Consider the following 19,617-nt stretch of genomic DNA (forward strand, 5'->3'; position numbering starts at 1 on the left):
TTTACATCCCTTCTAAAAAATCATTTAAACATGCATTACCAACAGTACAAGCATTAAATGTTTTATTGGTATCATTATTACTTTGTCTTATTTTTTCAGGGTATTTACCTTTTATTTCAACCTTTGGTGAACCATTAATCCCTTTCAGTAAAGATGGATCATTTTTTGATTATGCGATTATATTCCCATTGGTGTTATTAGTTTTATTGGGGGCGCCGATTAAACTAGTTAGATTTTTGGCTATTGGAGTTCCTATATTTTTCTTAGTCACTAATTTTGAAACCGTGAAAGAATTATTTAACCTGGTAATAGAGTACGTACCAGAGTTTTTTAGATTCTCTCAAACTGACTCTGGTTCATTTTTAGGTTCATTAACTTCATCAATGATTACTTTGGAATATGGAATGTTCGTCTACTTAGCTGGGGTTGTTGGCTATGTGCTGGTTATTATTGGCTTTAGATACCAAGAAAATACCAAGTTTTGGAGTGTATTATTCTTAAAGGATGACGCAACACTTGTAAACCGTGCAACATTCACAACTGTAGAAGCTTGGTTAAAAGCAACAAGAATTGAAATCACCCTATTTGTAACAGAACTTAAAAATAGTGATAAAGATCAAGCTAAAGAGAAGATTAAGAACATATCGGCTAAAAACCTAACCATTTTCGCTCTATTTTTCTGTTTTGTGATTACGCTGTTTGCTTATTTATTTAACGTGTTATTTCTTAGTAAAAACATGGCTGAAAAAGATGTAAAGCAAGCAATTAAAGAAAGTTACACTCAACATATTTGGGGTGTAGAGACAAGTGTTGATATTGATGATTTATCTATTTCAAGCTGTCAACAATACAGTGATAACCCAATCGGTATTGCGTGTCACATTAGAGCCGAAATCACCATACGTCTTAAAAATGAAATTCTGAACGTCATAAGTGTTAATGAGATAGAATCATTTCAGTTAGAACACGGTAGATGGGTTTATTACGACTAATCTAGAATAAGTAGGGTCAGGAATAAGTAGGATCAGGAATAAGTAGGATCAAAGCAAACTTTATTGCCTACCTAATTACCTGCCTAACAATACCCGACTCAACTTGAGCTAAAAAAACGCTAACCGCTTGGTTGTTACCCAAGTCGATTAGCGTTTTTTTTGTTGTCATTAACGTTTCAAAAATGTTTGCCAATACTTTTCAAACGATATCAAAACGACAACAGCCCTATTAAGCTTCTTTACCTAAATGCTTATACAAGCTTTGGTAATCAGCACTGCTTGCCATTAATTGCTGATGGTCACCACTATCGGTTATTTGTCCATTTTGGATCATATGAATACAATCCATTTCAGCCATGGCGGTTAAACGGTGGCTTATCATCAACATGGTTTTGCCTTTTGCTAAGGCAAATAACAGTCGTAATATTTCGCGTTCGGTGCGCTTATCCAGCCCTTCTGTTGGCTCATCTAGTAATAAAATTGGCGCATCACGCAGTAACGCTCTAGCCACACCAATACGGCGTTGTTCGCCACCAGAGAGTTGGCGGCCACCTTCACCAATCCAACTATCTAAGCCGACTTCTTCACCGCGATCTGTGGTGGTTTTTGAACTCAGTAACGTCTCTAAACCAACTTGCTTAAGCACTGCGGTTAAACGCTCATCATTGGCTCGTCTTTTTTGACCTTCAACATAAGGCAGTGCAATGGCTAGGTTGTCTCGTACTGTGCCAGCAAACAAATGAATTCGTTGGCTAACAACAGTCATTGAGCTACGCAATGTTGCTTCATCAAACTCACTAATATCACGTCCGCCCAGGCTAATTTGGCCTTGCTGCGGTTGCCATTCGCGGGTGATTAAGCTGAGTAAACTCGACTTACCACAGCCTGTTGCGCCTAACAGTGCAACCTTACTGCCTTGGGGTAAATCTAAATTCAAGCCAGATAATACTTTCGCATCAGCTTGATAACCAAAGTGAATATTACTGAGCTTTATGTCGCACAGTTCAAGCTTATTAACCTCACCAAACACCACATCAGGTGTTTGCTCGGTGACTTCCGAAATACGTTTAGCCGCTAATACACAACCTGATAAATGCTGGAAGGCACCAGAGATTGGCATCATCATTTCAATGGTGGCCATGGTGGCAAATACCATCATCGCCATTAACGGACCAGGCGGCACGCTGTCACCCACACCTTGGCCAGCAAGATACATCATCATGACGACCGCTGCGCCATTAACCATAATTAATAGTGCTTGGCTTAAGCCAGTAATATGCGCCATTGCGGTTTGGCTGGTAAATAACGATAACTCAGCTTCACGTAGCTTTTGACGATAACGGTCATTTGCCGAAAATAAAGTTAGCTCGGCTTGCCCTTGAATCACATCTAATATCAACACTCGAAAGCTTCGTTTACTATCAACAACAGCTTCGCCCGGCTCTCTACCCAGACGATAAAACACCAAAGGTAAAACAACCCAAGCAGCGATTAACAATGCACATAAGCTAATGGCTAACGAGGCATCAAACCAAGATAAGAAGGCATAAAGTGCAACCACCGTCAGTAATGAAGCGGCCATTGGCACTAATAATCGTAAATAAAGATGATCAAGGGTGTCGATATCGGCCACTAACCGATTAAGCATATCCCCTTGTCGCAAGCCTTTTAGGTTACTAGCACTTAATGGCAGTAGCTTTTTCCACGACCAAACGCGAAGTTCAGTTAGCAGTTTAAACGTGGCTTCATGGGTCGCTAATCGCTCACCATATCGACTGGCGGTTCGGGCTATTGATAGAAAACGCACCCCACCAGCAGGAGTGAAAAAGTTAAACGCAAGCGCGGTTGCTGCTGTTAATCCTGCAATAGCGGTGGCGGATAAAAACCAACCCGACAGCGACAATAACCCAATACCAGCAATGATCGTGGTGCAAGTTAGCAATAAACCAACCGACATCATTAACCACTGACGCTTAAATAACTTAATGAAAGGCAGTAATAGCTTCATTACACATCCTCCCTTTTAGTTTGCACATCGGTCTGGGTTGACTGTGGCTCATCAACATACAGTGATAAACCGTCATCATCCTGTTGTTGCATGTTTTTAAATAAACCCGCTTGAGCGCTCAGCAAAGCATAATCCCCTTGCTGCACAATCTGACCATGCTCAACCACTAAGATGTTATCCATGCCTTGTAACTGATCAAGTCGATGAGTCACCATCACGCAGGTTTGCTGCGACATGGCTAGTTTAAGAGAATCTGATACCAGTTTTTCACTGTGGCTATCAAGGCTTGCTGTAGGTTCATCAAGTAGAAATAAACTCGCTGGTTGTGCTAACGCACGCGCAAGGGCAATACGTTGCGCTTGGCCTACAGAAACCCCTGCCGCTTGGTCGTTAATCACGGCATCTAGGCCCTGCGGGTGCTGATGAACAAACTCAGCAATACTGGCTTTTTCCAGTAATGCCATTAGTTGAGAGTCGGTTAATTCAGGGTTGGCTAAGCAGACATTTTCGCGGATGCTGCCATGGAATAACTGTGGGTCTTGGCCAAGCCATGCTAGATGAGCTCGCCATTGCTGCTTATCCAATACGCTTAACTCAACACCGTTAACTTTAAGGGAGCCTTTATAAGGAAGAAACCCTAACAATGCATTAAGTAAGCTTGTTTTACCCGCGCCGCTTGGGCCAACAATCGCCACCTTTTGCCCTGCTGCCACCTCAAATGAAATGGGGCCTAACAGTGATGTACCTTCTAAGGTCAGCACTTCTAAATCAGCAGCTGAGATAGCAATATTATCTAATGACACATTATGATGCTGCGCTGTTTGCTCACTAAAATTACCGTCCACCTGTTTTAATGGATTTGGATGTTCAAGTAATTCAACTAGCGCTTCAGCAGCACCAATCGCTTGCGCTTTTGCATGATAATGAGTGCCTAAATCTCGTAGCGGCTGAAAAAACTCAGGGGCTAATATCAGAATAAACAGGCCAGTAAATAGGGTAATCCCTGCGCCATAGTGACCAAAGTTAAGGTGGTCTAAATAGCTAAAGCCAAAATACACCGCCAATACCGCAATCGAAAGCGCAGCAAAAAACTCTAATACTGCCGAGCTTAAAAACGCCATTCGCAGTACCGACATGGTTCTTTGTCTGAAGTCCTCTGAAGCCGTCTCAATTTTATTCACTTCTGTTTCGCCGCGGTGGAACAACTTCAGCGTGCTTAATCCTTTTAAACGATCCATAAAATGGCCACTTAAGCGTGATAATGCGCTGAAGTTTTTACGATTAGCATCAGCAGCGCCCATGCCAACCAAAATCATAAACATAGGAATAAGCGGCGCAGTGGCAAATAATATAAGCCCTGCGGCCCAGTTAAGCGGGAACACCGACACTAAAATAATTAGCGGAATAAATCCGGCCAACATCATTTGCGGTAAATATTTGGCATAAAAGTCGTGTAAATCTTCAACCTGTTCGAGCACGATACTCGCCCAAGCTCCGGCGGGCTTACCTTTAATAAACGCAGGGCCCAAGTCGGTAAGCTTATTTAATACAGCTTCACGAATATCACTACGAAGTCGTTTACCTGCCTCAAAGCTTAAACGTTCACGGGCGTAGGCAAGTACTGCACGAACAATAATGAGTGTCACTAATGCAATAAACTGGCTAGTAAAACTGGCCATAGGTGATTCAAGCATAATCACGCCATGTAAAATATGCGCCAACAAATAAGCTTGCATCACAATCGCGACACCGTTTAGTGCACCGGTAAAAATGGTGAGTTTCAAGAATATGCCACAAGAAGACTTTTGTTGCTTAAGCCACTGGCCGAGAGATTTTTCTAAGGTTTTATCCATTACATTCCTGAAGATGACAGCACTAAATGAGGAAAATTGCCGCAGTATCGCAAGCTAAGAGGTTAGATAACAGCCGCTTATAGAGAAGTGTTAACTGATTCACACATTGCTAATAAACACTGTGTTAATGATGAACTATAATTCTACGCGATAGTCATTGCTAGAGCAGTATAAGAAAGGTAAATTTTTGTTCATTATTTAAAGGCTGAATCACGGCTGACTCTTGCTTAAACTAACAAACTTAAATCTTACTTCATTTGAGTTTATACGCTTAAAAGGACTATCACGATTAATTTAAATGCATCACTTTCTAACAGGATGAAGAAGGTATTATTAAATGGACGTTGATCTTTCAGCTCTTAGAGCACAAGCTTTTAACTACTTATTTGATGCAGTGGTTGTCACAGATGCTGCAGGCATTGTCATCGACTGGAACTGTGGTTCTCAACAGCTATACGGCTATAGTAAAGAGGACATTATCGGCCAGCCCGTCAGTCTGCTTCACGTCCCCGAAGACAGCGCTTCCATCACTGATTTAGTCATATCCTCAGTCGAACAACACGGCAAGTGGACAGGGGAAATCCGCTTCTTGCATAAAGATGGCTCTATCGGTTGGGTTGAGTCCATGTGTGTACCGCTATTTGATAACAACCAACAATTTATCGGCGCTTTAGGCATTAATCGTGATATCACTAAACGCATTGAAGATGCACAGCAATTATTGAATTTAGCTTGCTACGACCAACTAACTCAAATCCCAAATCGTCACTTATTGATGGATAGAGTGAAACACTCTATTGAACGCTGTAAGCGCCTTAGCACTAAATTCAGCCTATTTTACTTAGATTTAGATGACTTTAAAAAGATCAATGATACCTATGGTCATTGTAATGGTGACAAAGTGCTTATTGAAACCGTAGCAAGGCTAAATGAGGTTATTAGGGAATCTGATACATTAGCGAGAATGGGCGGCGATGAGTTTGTATTACTGCTTGAAGATATCGAAGATAACAATGATAACTCCCACATGGCAGATCTGATAATTAGTGCGTTAGATAAACAATTTACTATTGATGAACAGAAAATATTACTCAATTGCAGTGTCGGTATCGCGACCTTTCCCGACTCGGGTGATGACTTTGATACCTTAATTAAAGCGGCAGACTTTGCCATGTATAAATCAAAACGCCAAGGCGGCGCGACTTATCGGTTTGGTTAAGCGACTTTATCAGATTTCTTAAATCCCAAACTTAACTAACACATGCCACATTAACTTGAGCTGCTGAATTTGCTGAGCTTGCTTACTTCGCTCACTCCATGACACAGGGCTTTGTGACAACACTTGCGCTGCGCGGCCAATAACCTCAGCTGTAATGATATTATCTCGAGCGATGACTTTGGCTAAATCTGGCATCGCGGCACCGCGAAAATCATCTGGCACCTTCGCAACCTCAAGCTGATAGCCTTGGTGCCATAGCAGTTCAATATCGTATTCACTGCACAAGGTTTGCATCACCTCTCCGATATCTGTGTCTTTAAAGCTAGGATCCGCTACCAGATAGCCAATATCATTATCTAATGATACTTTTCCATGAATTTGCGCTTCAATGTAATGGTCAAGATTAGACAGCGCACTACGCTCAAACCTAGCATTTACTCCCTTTGAAAGCTGATAAGACACATGCTCAACAATCCCTGCAGGCTTAATGTCTTTAACGCCTAATGCATATTGGCGCTCAAAGCATTCGCTCAATAACGCAGCCAAAACCACTTCAAAGCAATTCAAGGTGCCTTTTTCTTTGGGCAAGCGGTATGAATCCATGTAACTGAACGTACAACGTGAAAGCACTTGAGTATGAGTCAAGAAATAACAGCTACCAAATCGAGGCGCGGGCCCCATCGGGCATAAACCAATATCTAGCGCTCCGTACTTAGGGCGCAGCTTCACACCTGAATAGCTATTGCCAAAAAGCTGGTTCTCCCAATGATCTCTTGGTCCACCTAATTCAGGCGATAGCTGCCCATTGGAAATATGAGTTTCAAACTGACTTTTATAACATCCATCTTTCAATAACCCTGCGGCCACTGATAAGCCACGGCTATCGATTCGATCTGGATGAAAGTGTAATGCAACGCGGCCATGCTGATGCAGGGATTGCATTGCTTGCTGGACATTAAAGGTTGGAATGTTGGACATTAGCAGCACATTTTTAATCACAGAGCTGGAATGCTCACGCAAACAAGCAACAGTATGTTCGATATGTAACTGCGCTGCAGACTTTCGATTCATCACTTGCCCTCCCTGTGCTTTTGTTTGATCGTGTCAGAGCACTCTTCCAAGTACACTATTTTAAGTGCAATTTCTCTAGCTCACTTTACTAAGTGTTCAGCCAGGTTCACTGTACTAAAGCTGTGCTAAGTACGGTGCCAACTACCCTGCTAAGTGCTTGTATTTCATTGTATGTAAAATAATCGTCATTAGCACAAAAGATTAAAACTAATTCATCATTTGAGCATATAAAGCTGAAATAAAACTAATTAGCAATGCTTGATACCTTTTAACTCTGCCTCAAAAGCCAATAAAATAAATGGACTGCAATATTAGCCCTGCTCAGCTACAGACTTGGATTAAAGAGGAATATTTAAGCGATTAGATGGCGCTCTAGCAGTGTTTCAGGTAAGCTTCACGGCCGCCATTAATGGCCCCCCTATTCAGTCATAGCAACGTATACGTTGCCCAAAGAGATCATTCTATGAGTTTTGCCTCACTAGGCTTAAGCGCAGCAATTTTAAAAGCTGTTGAAAAACAAGGGTATGACACCCCATCAGCAATCCAAGAACAAGCTATTCCTGCCGTCCTAGAAGGCAAAGACGTAATGGCAGCTGCCCAGACAGGTACTGGCAAAACTGCAGGCTTTACTCTGCCGCTATTAGAATTACTCTCAAAAGGTCCGCGCGCTAAGCGTGGCCAAGTCCGTGCATTAGTACTGACACCTACGCGTGAACTTGCAGCTCAAGTGGCTGAAAGCGTATCGACTTACGGCACTAACTTACCGCTGAAATCTGCAGTTGTGTTTGGCGGCGTATCAATAAACCCACAAATTACAACCCTAAGAAATGGTGTTGATATTCTAGTAGCGACCCCTGGGCGTTTATTAGATTTATGCCAACAAAAAGCCTTAAGCTTTAGCCAACTTGAAGTACTGATCCTTGATGAAGCCGACCGCATGTTAGATATGGGCTTTATCCGCGACATTAAAAAAGTATTGGCCATGCTGCCAAAACAACGCCAAAACCTAATGTTCTCAGCGACCTTTTCAGACGAAATCCGTGATTTAGCAAAAGGCTTAGTGAATAATCCCGTTGAGATTTCAGTGACACCGCGTAATGCGACTGCCAACACAGTTGAGCAAAGTGTTTATGCCGTAGACAAAAGCCGTAAAGCGCGCATCTTAACTAAGTTAATTAAAGAGAATAACTGGCATCAAGTACTGGTATTTTCTCGCACCAAGCATGGCGCTAACCGCTTAGCGAAAAACTTAGATGCTGACGGCATTAATGCTGTTGCTATTCACGGTAACAAAAGCCAAGGTGCACGTACTAAAGCTCTTGCTGACTTCAAAGCAGGCAAAGCACAAGTGATGGTAGCAACTGATATTGCTGCCCGCGGCATTGATATTGACCAACTGCCATTTGTGGTTAACTTTGACTTACCTAATGTCCCTGAAGATTATGTTCATCGTATTGGTCGTACCGGCCGCGCTGGTGCAACAGGTTTAGCCGTGTCTTTGGTTAGTGATGAAGAAGTTAAGTTACTGCATGACATCGAAAGACTGATTAAGCGCACTGTTGAACGAAAAGTGATTGAAGGCTATGAAGCTTGCCATGACTTACCTGAAGCAAACTTAAAAGGCGGACATCGCACGGCTAATCATAAAAAGCCTAATCCGAATCGCCGTAAGCATGCCAACCAAACTGATAGCCAAAAACAAGGGCAAAATCAGGGCCAAAAACAAGGTCAACGTCCAGCGCCTAAAGGCAATTCAGATAAGCCAAGCCAGCGTCAACGCGCACGAGCTCGTGCAGAAGCAGAAAATGCGCAGTCAAATGGTGCTAAGAAGCCTCAACGCCGTCAAGGCCGCGCTGATAACGCAAACTCGCAAACGTCGTCAGGAAAAGTTGACCCGTATGCCAATGCAAGACGTTAATAACAGCGCACTCATTACCGCATTAGTACTCGTCTAATTTGTCAGCGTTAAAGCTAATGTGTAAATAGAGTAACCTGTCGTTTCAAAAGCATGAAAGCCTATCGCTTTCATGCTTTTTTTATACTCGTCATTTACCTAAACCCTTACCTCAAACGTTATTCTGAAACGCTAAAAGTTGCCAGATTGAATGACATCGTTCATGATTATTAAATCATCATTATGAAAATGTCATCATGGAAGATTTATGAAATATTTAGGGTTTTTCACTCTCGTTTTATTGCTGGCTTTAGGTAGCTTATTTGTAGGCTTACAAATAGGAAAAACCATAGATATTAGTGATATTACACAAGCAAAAACAGAACAATCCTTGTCATTAGCAGAGCATGAGCCATCAGCGTTTACTCAACAGCCTTCAGCACTTAAACACGAGTCAGCCCAACTGGTTGCGGAACTGAAAAAAGAGGTGCAACAGCTCAAACAACAACTTGCAGAAAAGAACAGCCTAATTGATGCAATGAACTCTTCAATGGGCTTGTTAGAGCAGCAAGTTGAAATTGCCTATACCGAAATAGATGAGGCGATAGAACAAACCAATAATTCCCCTTTTCACCCTGAGCCATCAAGTATCACTGCCGAGCAAGCTAAACAGTGGGTACCGCAAGCTTTTGCTAATATGCTGGCTAACCAACAAGGGGATATGGTGGATCTATTTAAACGTCATCACCAAGATGAAATCAACCATGATTGGGCCGTTAACCGTGAGCAAGCATTACGTGATGCCATCGATATCAGTGAATCTTCATCAGGGGTCGACATAGAGTCTATCAATTGCAAAACAACCACCTGTGAAATTCGTGGAATGGAATTATCACCCAATGCGTGGATGCAAGTGAGTCAACAAATCCAAGGGGGAAATCTAGGTAAAAATGTCAGCACTTGGTCATATCTCGCCAGTGATGACAATGGCGACACCTTGATTTATATGTTGTCAGAGGTTGATGAGGCTAACGCACAATAATTTTTTATTCCATTATATCATTAACACCCGCCTTTAAGACTAAAGTCCTATACTCAAAACACAACATAAACAATAAGCTGCATTCAATTCATCACTTAATGAGAATGAGCTTGAAACTGTACTTAGAAGGTTAGCGCAATTAGATAGATCTAAATGCGATAATCCATCGTACACTCTGCATCTATTAGTTTATCAATGTCACCATTTATAAATGTCACGATTTATAATTAGCACTCGTTATGATCGTTACTATTTATCCACAAATAGTGCTAAACGACATTGATTTAAAGGAATACATTACTGCCATGATTGAGCATTCCAATATATCTGCAAGCGCAATGAATAAAGCATTACATATTCAAGTCACGCACATTCCCAATAGTGAGCATTTAATCTGGATTATCGACGACTTTATTGATGACTTTGATGCACTGGTAGAATATAGCAATACCAAAGCTTATTTTAATCCGGCTGGTGCCGACGGAACCTTATTTCCGGGTTTACGTGATGAAATGCCCAAACCCTATTACCAAACCTTGTCATCGTTATTTGAATTACTCGCAATGCAACCAAAAGGCGAAATGTTTAAACAACATCAAATTGCTAAATGCTGGCTATCAAAGGTCACGTTAACGCCATTACAACTGAATGCACATCAAACTATGCCTCATTTTGATTCCTTAGCCTGCCACGATATGGCTGCAGTGCATTACCTTAATGATAACAATCTGGGTGGCACCAGTTTTTACCGCTATAAAGGCGCAGATAAGCTGAACTTGTCCCATGATGACAAAGACATCATTTTAAAGATGGTTGATGAGGTCAAACAAACTGCCACCAATCGAAAGGGTTATATTAATGATTCAGATGAGCTGTTCGAAAAGGTGTTTAGTGTTGACGCTAAACCTAATCGTTTAGTCATTTACTCGGGCAATATATTACATAGTGCCAATATTACTGATGATGTTGAGTTTGATAAAAAAGCACTGAATAACCGCACTTCAATTAACTCATTTTTTAGTGTGGCTTAACGGCCATTTATATTCAAAAAAAAGCGAGCTTAGTCTGCACTAAGCTCGCTTTCAGTTACTTTTCAAATACTACAAAAACCAAGCGCGGTAAGTCTTACCTTTCAAACGGCCTTTGGTAATTTTGTTCAATGCTTTTTTCGAGGCATCACGTTTAACGGCTACAAATGAGCGAATATCGGTGACTTTAATTTTACCAATATCAGCACCATTAATGCCGTTTTCACCCGTTAAACCACCCACGATATCACCAGGGCGAATTTTATGCTTTTTACCGGCATCGATTTGAATAGTGATCATTTCCGCTTCTTGCGGCTGCTTGTTAAGCACGTTCATTGAAGGCAGTGTTTCACCATCAATTTCTTTGCCAATAAGCTCTTCAATTTCTACCATTCTGTGACCATCTGAATGACTAAAGAAGGTATAAGCTGCGCCTTTACTGCCAGCACGACCTGTACGGCCAATACGGTGAATGTGCACTTCAGTATCGTAAGCAATGTGGTAGTTAAATACTGCTTCTAAGTCTTCGATATCTAAACCACGAGAGGCGACATCAGTTGCCACTAAAATGCGCGCACTGCGGTTAGCAAAACGCAGTAGCATTTGATCGCGATCGCGCTGCTCTAAATCACCGTGCAAAGCCAACACACTAAAACCTTGATCAGCTAAGGTGTCTGCTACTTTTTGAGTTTCACGTTTGGTATTACAAAATACCACGGCGCTTTCAGGCTGCTTTTCAAGTAACAACAAACGCAATGCTTCTAAGCGGGCATCATTATCTTCAGTATGATAAAAATGCTGCTCGATGGTGTGGTTATCATGAGTAGCTTCTACTTTAACCATTAACGGCTTATACATGATTTGATCAACAATCTGCTGAATTTGCTCAGGGAATGTCGCACTGAACAAAAGCGTTTGACGCTCGTGTGGTGTTTCAGCAATGATTTGATCAATATGATCTTGGAAACCCATTTCCAGCATGCGATCCGCTTCATCTAATACCAACATGTTAACGTTGCTTAAATCTAAACGGTTGCGATCTAAATGATCAACGATACGACCGGGTGTCCCCACAATGATATGTGCGCCATGCTCAAGTGAGCCAATTTGTGGGCCCATTGGAACGCCGCCACACAAGGTCAATACTTTGATGTTATGAATGCCACGGGCTAGAGTACGAATGTCTTTAGCAACTTGATCGGCAAGTTCACGAGTTGGACATAGCACCATAGTTTGAATGCGAAAACGTTTCACATCTAACTTATTTAACAGCCCTAAACCGAACGCAGCAGTTTTACCTGAACCGGTTTTTCCTTGGCCAATCACATCATCACCCGCCAGAATAGCTGGTAAGCTTTCAGCTTGGATTTGAGTCATAGACTCGTATCCCAATGTTTTAAGGTTATCAAACAAACCTGGTTTAAGATTAAGTGATGCGAAAGCCGTATTAGCGGCCTGTTCAGTAGACTGACTCAAGGTGAATATCCTCTGATATCAAAGCAAAGTTGGATAGTAGAAACAACTCGGCCAAGGATAAAATACCTTGGCCAAATGTTTGAATGTCTATTGTAGCAATTTTATCCGCTAGTCGCTGACATTTATTTGAATAATGGTGCTGCAATTAGCATAAAACAACTATTAGGCAATCTCACCAAAACGCCCCTGTTGATAATCATCAATAGCCTGATTAATTTCAGCTTGAGTATTCATCACAAACGGCCCCATGTGGACAATTTTTTCATTTATCGGACTGCCTGCTAATAGCAATAACCCAGTGTCTTTGTTGCCAGCTTTAATATGGGTATTTTGCTCAGGTTTTATCACCAATAAGTGACCTTCCGTTGCAACAGCCAACTCTCCTTTGGCATCAGTATATTCAAGTTCACCTTGATAAATATAAGCGCTTACGCTTTGGTGCGCTGACAAATCGATATCCGCTTTGCCGTTTTCGTTTAGCATGACATCAGCAATGGCGCCTTGGCCCGCTAAGCCTTGAATACTGGCCTGTATGACCAGATCCGAATCTGCAAATTGCCAGTTTCCTGACAATGCTTTAAGCGCAGCGCCACGGCTATTTGTTGCCGTTGGATTTGGGTTTTCAGTGGTGTCTTGGTATATAGCTGGGCGCATCTTGTCCTTGGCTGGCATATTCAACCAAATTTGAAACCCATGCAGTCCTTCATTGGCATCTGCTAGTGGCATTTCAGAATGAATAACACCACTGCCCGTGCTCATCCACTGCACATCACCTGTTCGAATGGCTTTAACATTGCCGAGTTGGTCACGATGCTCAAAGCCGCCTTTACGAATATAGGTAAAGGTTTCAATTCCGCGATGAGGATGCGGCGGGAAACCACCAATAAAATCTTGTTGATCATTCGATTTTATCTCATCAATCATCAAATAAGGATCGAAACGGGTATTCATAAAGTCAGCCACTCGCTTGATATTAACCCCATCACCATCCATAGCTGGTCTTGCAGTAAATTTGCTTAATACCTTCATAATTAGCATCTCTGTAAACTGTTAATGAGGTCACTTTAGCAGCCAAATAGTCGAAGAAATATTGCAATTAACAGCAGTTATCATTCGATTTACTAGAACAATAGATTAATTCTCCCTCCAACCACGAAGCTCACAATACAGCTGATACATGTGATTCAATTTGTAACGTCACTTCACGAACAAAAAAGCACAAAACAACTTGAACCGTTACTTTTTAAGTGAATACATCTATTTGTTCATTATTTCTAATCCTTTACCACTACTTAACTCAGCACAAGTATCCAACAAATATCTCATCATTAAAGTTTAGAAAATAAACACTATCAAAATCTCCCTATATCAATAAACATAAATATAAACAGCTAGATCAAGGATTGGTATTATGAGGTTCGGTAAAGGCTTAAGCTCAATTTTTATGATATTTGCTTTAGCGGCATGTAATGACTCTGACGAGTTAAATGAGCTGGACTCAATAAGGTTTGAATCTGCGACGGTTCAAAATTGTTTTGATGTACTAAGAGACAGAAACGGCTGGGAAAACCTCTCTGATATACAGACTTTCTCATGCAGTGGTGATGATTTAGATGCTAAAGGCATCGAAGAAATGGCAATATTTACAAGCTTAAAAGAATTAGACATCTCTTCAAGCGGCGCCAAAGATATTGATTTATCTTCATTCAGTACATTGGAGAAAATTAAGCTTACCTTTAACTTATCTTTAAGTAGCTTACATTTATCTGAAAATCATTCACTCACTGAAGTATCACTTTGGAATAATGCCGAAGTACAATTAGACGTAGCTAACTTGGTTAGCCTAAAAACCATTGATGCCGTATCTAACAATATGAGTTACCTCAATATTTATAATACTCCTCAACTAGAATCCCTCAATGTAATGGACAATAATTTGTCTACTATAGATATTTCAGATAATCATAATTTACGAACATTGCACTTAGATATGAATGAATTTAGCCATATCAATTTGCAAGAAAATATCAATTTAGAAACACTCACGATTGGTCTTAATGCAATACAGTCAATTGATTTAACTCAAAATACCCAGCTTAAAACCTTCGACGCAGGCATTTGCCAATTAACAACGATTAATTTAAATGCTAATAGGCTGCTGGAAAGCGTAAGGCTTGATAACAATCCTTTTGATCAAGCCACACTTGATTACTTGAGCGCGATAGACTGGATAGATAGTCTGAGTTTTTAAGTAACTCATTCAATAAAAAGGACTCTATTGAGTCCTTTTTTATTAACAACCATTACTTAAATAGACAATTAACTACGCCTTCAGTAAAAGCTAGCTACATCCTAAGTGAAAGCTAGCTACACTCTCAGTAAAAACTAGCTACGCAGGCCAATACCACGCGAAATTAAGTAATAAGCCACAAACCATAGTCCAGCACAGAAGCTAATCATTATCCCGATTGATAAAGGTACGCTCATATCGGCAAAGCCAAGGAAGCCATAACGGAATACGTTAATCACATAAACCACAGGGTTAAGCGCTGACACCCCTTGCCAGAAATCAGGCAATAGAGATAACGAGTAAAACACCCCTCCTAAATAGGTGAGTGGCGTTAATACAAACGTTGGGATGATACTGATGTCATCGTAGCTTTTAGCAAATACTGCGTTAATAAGACCGGCTAGCGCAAACATGACTGAGGTTAAAAATGCCGTTAGCACCACATAACCTAAATGATGGACACTGATATCAACAAAGAACATGGCCACTAAGGTCACGATACAACCCACTAATAAACCTCGGGCAACACCACCGCCGACGTATCCTGCAATCAGCACATAATGTGGCACAGGCGCGACCATGATTTCTTCGAGGTTTCGCTGAAATTTAGCACTGTAAAATGACGAACCCACATTCGAGAATGAGTTAGTAATCACCGACATCATGATAAGACCTGGCGCAATAAATTCCATGTAGCTCACGCCGCCCATTTGGCCAATGCGACTCCCTACAAGGTTGCCAAAAATTAAGAAATATAATGTCATGGTAATCGCTGGCGGCACGATAGTTTGCACCCAAATACGGGTAAAGCGATTAATCTCTTTGGTCAGAATACTTTTGAAAGCGATTAAATATAACTGGTTCATTTTTTTGCCTCCTTGGCTTTTTCGACCAATTCAACAAACAACTCTTCAAGACGGTTAGCTTTATTACGCATTGAGGTCACTTCGATACCATCGGCAGATAACTGAATAAATACCTCGTTAAGGTTGTCATCTTTAACAACATCGACCTCAAGGGTGTGCGAATCAGTTAAACGACATTTAAATTTACCAAGATCAGGGGCGGCTTCAATATCATGACGTAAATCTAAAATGAAGGTTTCCATATTCAGCTTGCTAAGTAAGGACTTCATTGTGGTGCATTCCACCAGCATGCCTTGGTCAATAATACCGATATTACGGCAAAGCATTTCAGCTTCTTCAAGGTAATGGGTGGTGAGAATAATCGTGACACCTTGGGCATTAATTTGCTTTAAAAAATCCCACATTGAACGACGAAGTTCAATATCAACACCCGCGGTTGGTTCGTCCAATATCAGCAGTTTTGGCTCATGCATTAATGCACGGGCTATCATTAAACGACGTTTCATACCGCCTGATAACTGGCGCGCTTGGGCATGACGCTTTTCCCATAAATCCAGTTGCGACAGGTATTTCTCGGCGCGTTGCAATGCGATATCGCGTTTAACGCCGTAGTAACCAGCTTGATTGACGACAATTTGCTGCACTGTTTCAAACTGATTAAAGTTGAACTCCTGCGGTACTAAACCAATGCATAGCTTGGCTTGTTCAAGCTGTTTATCAATATCGTAGTCAAAAACCTTCACTTGTCCTTGTGTCTTTTGCACCAGCGAACTGATCACACCAATGGTGGTGGACTTACCCGCACCATTTGGGCCTAACAAAGCAAAAAAGTCACCTTGCTTAACAGTGAGGTTGAGGGTTTTAACCGCTTCAACTCCACCCTTATAGGTCTTTTTAAGGTTTTCGATAACTAATGCATTGGCGCTTTCGCCCATGATGAATTCCCTCTACTCAATAAACAAAAACTCCCGCCTATAGCGGGAGTTTACATACCAAAGGTGGCATTAATCTAACGGCACAACTTTAGCGATGTAAGGCAGGTTACGATACTGCTCAGCATAGTCGATACCATAACCTACGATGAACTCGTCAGGAATGGTAAAGCCGATAAAGTCGACAGGTACGTCTACTTCACGGCGCTCAGGCTTATCTAATAAAGTACACAGCGCTAAGCTTTTTGGCTCACGCAGTAATAGCATTTCGCGTACTTTATTTAAGGTGTTGCCTGAATCAATTAAATCTTCAACGATCAATACGTCACGATCAATGATCTCAGATGAAACATCTTTTAAGATTTTCACATCACGTGTACTTGTCATTGCATTGCCATAGCTAGAAACAGACATAAAGTCGATTTCAACATGGCCCTTAATACGGCGACATAAGTCAGCCATAAAAACCACAGACCCTTTCAATAAGCCGACCATTAACAAACGCTCGCTGTCTGCGTAATGGGCATTAATCCTTTCAGCTAATATATCCAGTTTTTCGTTGATTTCTTCTGCAGAAATCATCACTTCGGTTGTGTGTTTCATATTACTCTCAGTTGTCGTGATTTTAGGACTTAACGTAATTTAAATTGCGGTGTCGTCGCGAGACTTTTGTGAAGCATAACCCCAGCGATTTGTTAGCCCATGTTCAATACCCAAATGATCTAGAATTCGGGAAACCATGAAGTTTACCAGATCTTCTATCGATTGGGGATGGTGATAAAAGCCTGGGGCTGCAGGCATGATGGTCGCGCCGTTACGTGTCAGGCTCAACATATGCTCTAAGTGTATGGCGCTAAAAGGAGTTTCTCTTGGTACAAGGATTAGTTGGCCACGCTCTTTTATGACTACATCTGCCGCTCTTTCTAACAAATTGTTACTCATTCCCGTCGCCACAGCAGCTAAAGTGCCAGTTGAACAAGGGCAAATCACCATTTGCTTTGGCGCTGCGCTGCCTGATGCCGGTGGCGAGAACCACTCGTCTTTACCTAAAACCACCAATTCACCGACAGATGAATCAGTCATTTCAAAATGATTTAATAGCTGCTCATGGGCTTTTTCTGAATTAGCACTGAGCTGCAAACCTTCTTCGGTTGCCAGTACAACTCGCGCTGCACTCGATATCATTAAAAATACCTGATAATCGGCAGCTAATAAGCACTGTAATAGTTTTAAACCATAAGGTGCACCTGAAGCGCCAGTCCATGCAAGACTGATCGCTTTAGCGCGTTTGTTGTACTGCGTTGTATTACTCATAAACTCTCTAAATACAGCTAACGGATTAAGTTAACTTGTTATACGTTCAACATACTGCGACAGGCACAATATTGTTAAAAAATCTTACCCACTAGTTTAAAGCATTAATGAGTTTTTGATGAATACCGTTAAAGCCGCCATTACTCATAATGACGATGGTATCACCAGCGCCAGCCTCAGCACTAACTAAAGCGATAATCTCATTAATGTCTGTTGATACCATTACCGGCAAGCTCGCACTCGCCATATTGGTTTTAATATCCCAACCAATATTGTCAGCTTGGTACAAAAAGGCACAATCCGCCAATGCCATTGATGAGGCTAAGGTGTCTTTGTGTACGCCACTTTTCATGGTGTTAGACCGTGGTTCGAGCACCACAATCAGTTTTCCTGTAGCAGCTTGACCTTCGCCAACTTTAGCTCGTAAGCCCTGCAAGGTCGTTTCAATCGCTGTTGGGTGATGAGCAAAATCATCATACACCGCAATACCATTGACGGTATCAAGCAGCTCTAAACGGCGCTTAGGTGGCGCAAACTTGGTTAACGCTTCAATGGCAAGCGCTGGCGCCACACCCACATGGCGCGCTGCAGCAATAGCCATAACTGCATTTTCAATATTATGCTGGCCAATTAAACCCCAGTTTAAAATGCCTTGAGACTCGCCATTAAACATCACTTCAAATTCATGGCCGTCAGCCGCAATGGAGTTCGCGTACCAACCTTCTTGGCTGCTATTTTGACTATTATTAGTCGCGTGGAACAACTCTTGCTCGCTCCAGCACCCAAGTTCAATCACTTCTTTAACTGCGTTATTTTCAGCAGGCCAAATCACTTTACCTTCGCCCGGCACGGTGCGAATAACATGATTAAATTGCTTTTGAATTGCGGCTAAATCAGCAAAAATATCGGCATGGTCAAACTCAAGGTTATTAATGACTAAAGTGCGTGGACGGTAATGGACAAACTTAGATCGTTTATCGAAAAAGGCGCTGTCATATTCATCAGCCTCAACCACAAAAAAGGGCGAATTACCTAAGCGTGCTGAAACGCCAAAGTTTTGTGGAACACCACCAATTAAAAAGCCTGGTTCATAACCGCAATCTTCTAATACCCACGCCAGCATGCTCGAGGTCGATGTTTTGCCATGAGTCCCAGAAACCGCAAGCACCCAACGTTCAGGCAAAATATATTCTGATAAAAACTGCGGGCCAGAAGTGTATTTAATGCCGCGATTAAGTACCGCCTCAACGCACGCATTACCTCGGCTCATCGCATTGCCAATCACTACAATATCAGGCTGACTTTCGCCTTCTTTACCTAATTGAATTGGGTCAAAGCCTTGAATGAGCTCAATACCTTGCTCTTCAAGCTGAGTGCTCATTGGAGGATAAACATTGGCGTCACTGCCAGTGACTTTGTGTCCCATCGCACGGGCTAATAATGCGAGGCCGCCCATAAAAGTGCCACAGATCCCAAGAATATGTACGTGCATGCAATTGCTCTATTGAGAATGATTTGTGGCTTATTCTAAAGCATTGCGACATAGATTGTCAGGTCACAATAACAAGCTTTAATGTTTAGCCATTAGTCAGATATAACTCTCGCACGACTTAGCTAGAACTAAGTAACCCT

At 41.7% G+C, this 19,617-nt stretch carries 16 protein-coding genes; 6 read left to right on the plus strand and 10 right to left on the minus strand.

The features are described 5' to 3' along the window. A partial coding sequence (locus tag K5Q58_RS05305; protein ID WP_220752931.1) for a hypothetical protein occupies positions 1-992 on the plus strand: 992 nt, incomplete at its 5' end. Between the two features lie 229 nt (positions 993-1,221). Here the strand turns inward: K5Q58_RS05305 and cydC are convergent. Next, the gene (cydC, locus tag K5Q58_RS05310; protein ID WP_220752932.1) at positions 1,222-3,000 is read right to left on the minus strand and encodes a cysteine/glutathione ABC transporter ATP-binding protein/permease CydC; all 1,779 of its coding nucleotides are present in this window, start codon (positions 2,998-3,000) and stop codon (positions 1,222-1,224) included. Further along, positions 3,000-4,853 carry a cysteine/glutathione ABC transporter permease/ATP-binding protein CydD gene (gene cydD / locus K5Q58_RS05315; RefSeq protein ID WP_220752933.1) on the minus strand — a complete coding sequence of 618 codons (1,854 nt, stop codon included), beginning with the start codon at positions 4,851-4,853 and terminating at the stop codon, positions 3,000-3,002. The genes cydC and cydD overlap by 1 nt, the downstream gene beginning before the upstream one ends. 337 nt (positions 4,854-5,190) lie before the next feature. On the opposite strand from cydD, the gene K5Q58_RS05320 reads away from it, so the two are divergent. Further along, the gene (locus K5Q58_RS05320) at positions 5,191-6,072 is read left to right on the plus strand and encodes a sensor domain-containing diguanylate cyclase (protein ID WP_220752934.1); all 882 of its coding nucleotides are present in this window, start codon (positions 5,191-5,193) and stop codon (positions 6,070-6,072) included. 18 nt (positions 6,073-6,090) lie between these two features. Here the strand turns inward: K5Q58_RS05320 and K5Q58_RS05325 are convergent, their stop codons facing one another. Continuing rightward, complete coding sequence (locus tag K5Q58_RS05325) at positions 6,091-7,143, minus strand: DUF3626 domain-containing protein (protein WP_220753025.1); 1,053 nt, start codon at positions 7,141-7,143, stop codon at positions 6,091-6,093. A 463-nt stretch (positions 7,144-7,606) separates the two neighbouring features. Here K5Q58_RS05325 and K5Q58_RS05330 point away from each other — a divergent pair, with 463 nt between their 5' ends. From K5Q58_RS05330 to K5Q58_RS05340, 3 genes are all read left to right on the plus strand, one after another. After that, entirely contained in the window at positions 7,607-9,061 is a 1,455-nt protein-coding gene (locus tag K5Q58_RS05330) for a DEAD/DEAH box helicase (protein WP_220752935.1), read from the plus strand. A 244-nt stretch (positions 9,062-9,305) separates the two neighbouring features. Beyond that, on the plus strand, positions 9,306-10,079 hold the full coding sequence (locus K5Q58_RS05335) for a hypothetical protein (RefSeq protein WP_220752936.1): 774 nt from the start codon (positions 9,306-9,308) through the stop codon (positions 10,077-10,079). 239 nt (positions 10,080-10,318) lie between these two features. Then, the gene (locus K5Q58_RS05340) at positions 10,319-11,110 is read left to right on the plus strand and encodes a DUF6445 family protein (RefSeq protein ID WP_220752937.1); all 792 of its coding nucleotides are present in this window, start codon (positions 10,319-10,321) and stop codon (positions 11,108-11,110) included. A gap of 69 nt (positions 11,111-11,179) precedes the next feature. Here K5Q58_RS05340 and dbpA read toward each other — a convergent pair whose 3' ends face one another. Next, positions 11,180-12,583, minus strand: a complete 1,404-nt coding sequence (gene dbpA, locus K5Q58_RS05345; RefSeq protein ID WP_220752938.1) for an ATP-dependent RNA helicase DbpA — start codon at positions 12,581-12,583, stop codon at positions 11,180-11,182. 162 nt (positions 12,584-12,745) lie between these two features. Then, positions 12,746-13,612 carry a pirin family protein gene (locus K5Q58_RS05350; protein ID WP_220752939.1) on the minus strand — a complete coding sequence of 289 codons (867 nt, stop codon included), beginning with the start codon at positions 13,610-13,612 and terminating at the stop codon, positions 12,746-12,748. A gap of 382 nt (positions 13,613-13,994) precedes the next feature. On the opposite strand from K5Q58_RS05350, the gene K5Q58_RS05355 reads away from it, so the two are divergent. Beyond that, positions 13,995-14,834 carry a hypothetical protein gene (locus tag K5Q58_RS05355; RefSeq protein WP_220752940.1) on the plus strand — a complete coding sequence of 280 codons (840 nt, stop codon included), beginning with the start codon at positions 13,995-13,997 and terminating at the stop codon, positions 14,832-14,834. Positions 14,835-14,968: 134 nt separating this feature from the next. On the opposite strand, the gene K5Q58_RS05360 is transcribed toward K5Q58_RS05355, so the two are convergent. From K5Q58_RS05360 to mpl, 5 genes are all read right to left on the minus strand, one after another. Further along, a complete protein-coding gene (locus tag K5Q58_RS05360; RefSeq protein ID WP_220752941.1) occupies positions 14,969-15,739 on the minus strand; it encodes an ABC transporter permease in 771 nt (256 codons plus the stop codon). After that, on the minus strand, positions 15,736-16,674 hold the full coding sequence (locus K5Q58_RS05365) for an ABC transporter ATP-binding protein (RefSeq protein ID WP_220752942.1): 939 nt from the start codon (positions 16,672-16,674) through the stop codon (positions 15,736-15,738). Before K5Q58_RS05365 ends, K5Q58_RS05360 begins: the two co-directional genes overlap by 4 nt. 69 nt (positions 16,675-16,743) lie before the next feature. After that, the gene (hpt, locus tag K5Q58_RS05370; RefSeq protein ID WP_102526467.1) at positions 16,744-17,274 is read right to left on the minus strand and encodes a hypoxanthine phosphoribosyltransferase; all 531 of its coding nucleotides are present in this window, start codon (positions 17,272-17,274) and stop codon (positions 16,744-16,746) included. Positions 17,275-17,313: 39 nt separating this feature from the next. Further along, positions 17,314-17,985: a flavin prenyltransferase UbiX gene (locus K5Q58_RS05375; RefSeq protein ID WP_220752943.1), complete on the minus strand. Its 672-nt coding sequence runs from the start codon at positions 17,983-17,985 to the stop codon at positions 17,314-17,316. A gap of 91 nt (positions 17,986-18,076) precedes the next feature. Beyond that, positions 18,077-19,477, minus strand: coding sequence for a UDP-N-acetylmuramate:L-alanyl-gamma-D-glutamyl-meso-diaminopimelate ligase (gene mpl, locus K5Q58_RS05380; protein ID WP_220752944.1), 1,401 nt, complete (start codon positions 19,475-19,477; stop codon positions 18,077-18,079). Positions 19,478-19,617 lie beyond the last annotated feature (140 nt).

This window comes from Shewanella sp. KT0246 (assembly GCF_019654955.1).
In the GTDB taxonomy this organism is placed as follows: Bacteria; Pseudomonadota; Gammaproteobacteria; order Enterobacterales; family Shewanellaceae; genus Shewanella; species Shewanella goraebulensis.

What these genes read in the sequence shown, in the direction of transcription:
- cydC (WP_220752932.1), bottom strand. Translation starts at nt 3,000, where the DNA reads ATGAAGCTATTACTGCCTTTCATTAAGTTATTTAAGCGTCAGTGGTTA.
- cydD (WP_220752933.1), bottom strand. Translation starts at nt 4,853, where the DNA reads ATGGATAAAACCTTAGAAAAATCTCTCGGCCAGTGGCTTAAGCAACAA.
- K5Q58_RS05320 (WP_220752934.1), top strand. Translation starts at nt 5,191, where the DNA reads ATGGACGTTGATCTTTCAGCTCTTAGAGCACAAGCTTTTAACTACTTA.
- K5Q58_RS05325 (WP_220753025.1), bottom strand. Translation starts at nt 7,143, where the DNA reads ATGAATCGAAAGTCTGCAGCGCAGTTACATATCGAACATACTGTTGCT.
- K5Q58_RS05330 (WP_220752935.1), top strand. Translation starts at nt 7,607, where the DNA reads ATGAGTTTTGCCTCACTAGGCTTAAGCGCAGCAATTTTAAAAGCTGTT.
- K5Q58_RS05335 (WP_220752936.1), top strand. Translation starts at nt 9,306, where the DNA reads ATGAAATATTTAGGGTTTTTCACTCTCGTTTTATTGCTGGCTTTAGGT.
- K5Q58_RS05340 (WP_220752937.1), top strand. Translation starts at nt 10,319, where the DNA reads ATGATCGTTACTATTTATCCACAAATAGTGCTAAACGACATTGATTTA.
- K5Q58_RS05350 (WP_220752939.1), bottom strand. Translation starts at nt 13,612, where the DNA reads ATGAAGGTATTAAGCAAATTTACTGCAAGACCAGCTATGGATGGTGAT.
- K5Q58_RS05355 (WP_220752940.1), top strand. Translation starts at nt 13,995, where the DNA reads ATGAGGTTCGGTAAAGGCTTAAGCTCAATTTTTATGATATTTGCTTTA.
- K5Q58_RS05360 (WP_220752941.1), bottom strand. Translation starts at nt 15,739, where the DNA reads ATGAACCAGTTATATTTAATCGCTTTCAAAAGTATTCTGACCAAAGAG.
- K5Q58_RS05365 (WP_220752942.1), bottom strand. Translation starts at nt 16,674, where the DNA reads ATGGGCGAAAGCGCCAATGCATTAGTTATCGAAAACCTTAAAAAGACC.
- hpt (WP_102526467.1), bottom strand. Translation starts at nt 17,274, where the DNA reads ATGAAACACACAACCGAAGTGATGATTTCTGCAGAAGAAATCAACGAA.
- K5Q58_RS05375 (WP_220752943.1), bottom strand. Translation starts at nt 17,985, where the DNA reads ATGAGTAATACAACGCAGTACAACAAACGCGCTAAAGCGATCAGTCTT.
- mpl (WP_220752944.1), bottom strand. Translation starts at nt 19,477, where the DNA reads ATGCACGTACATATTCTTGGGATCTGTGGCACTTTTATGGGCGGCCTC.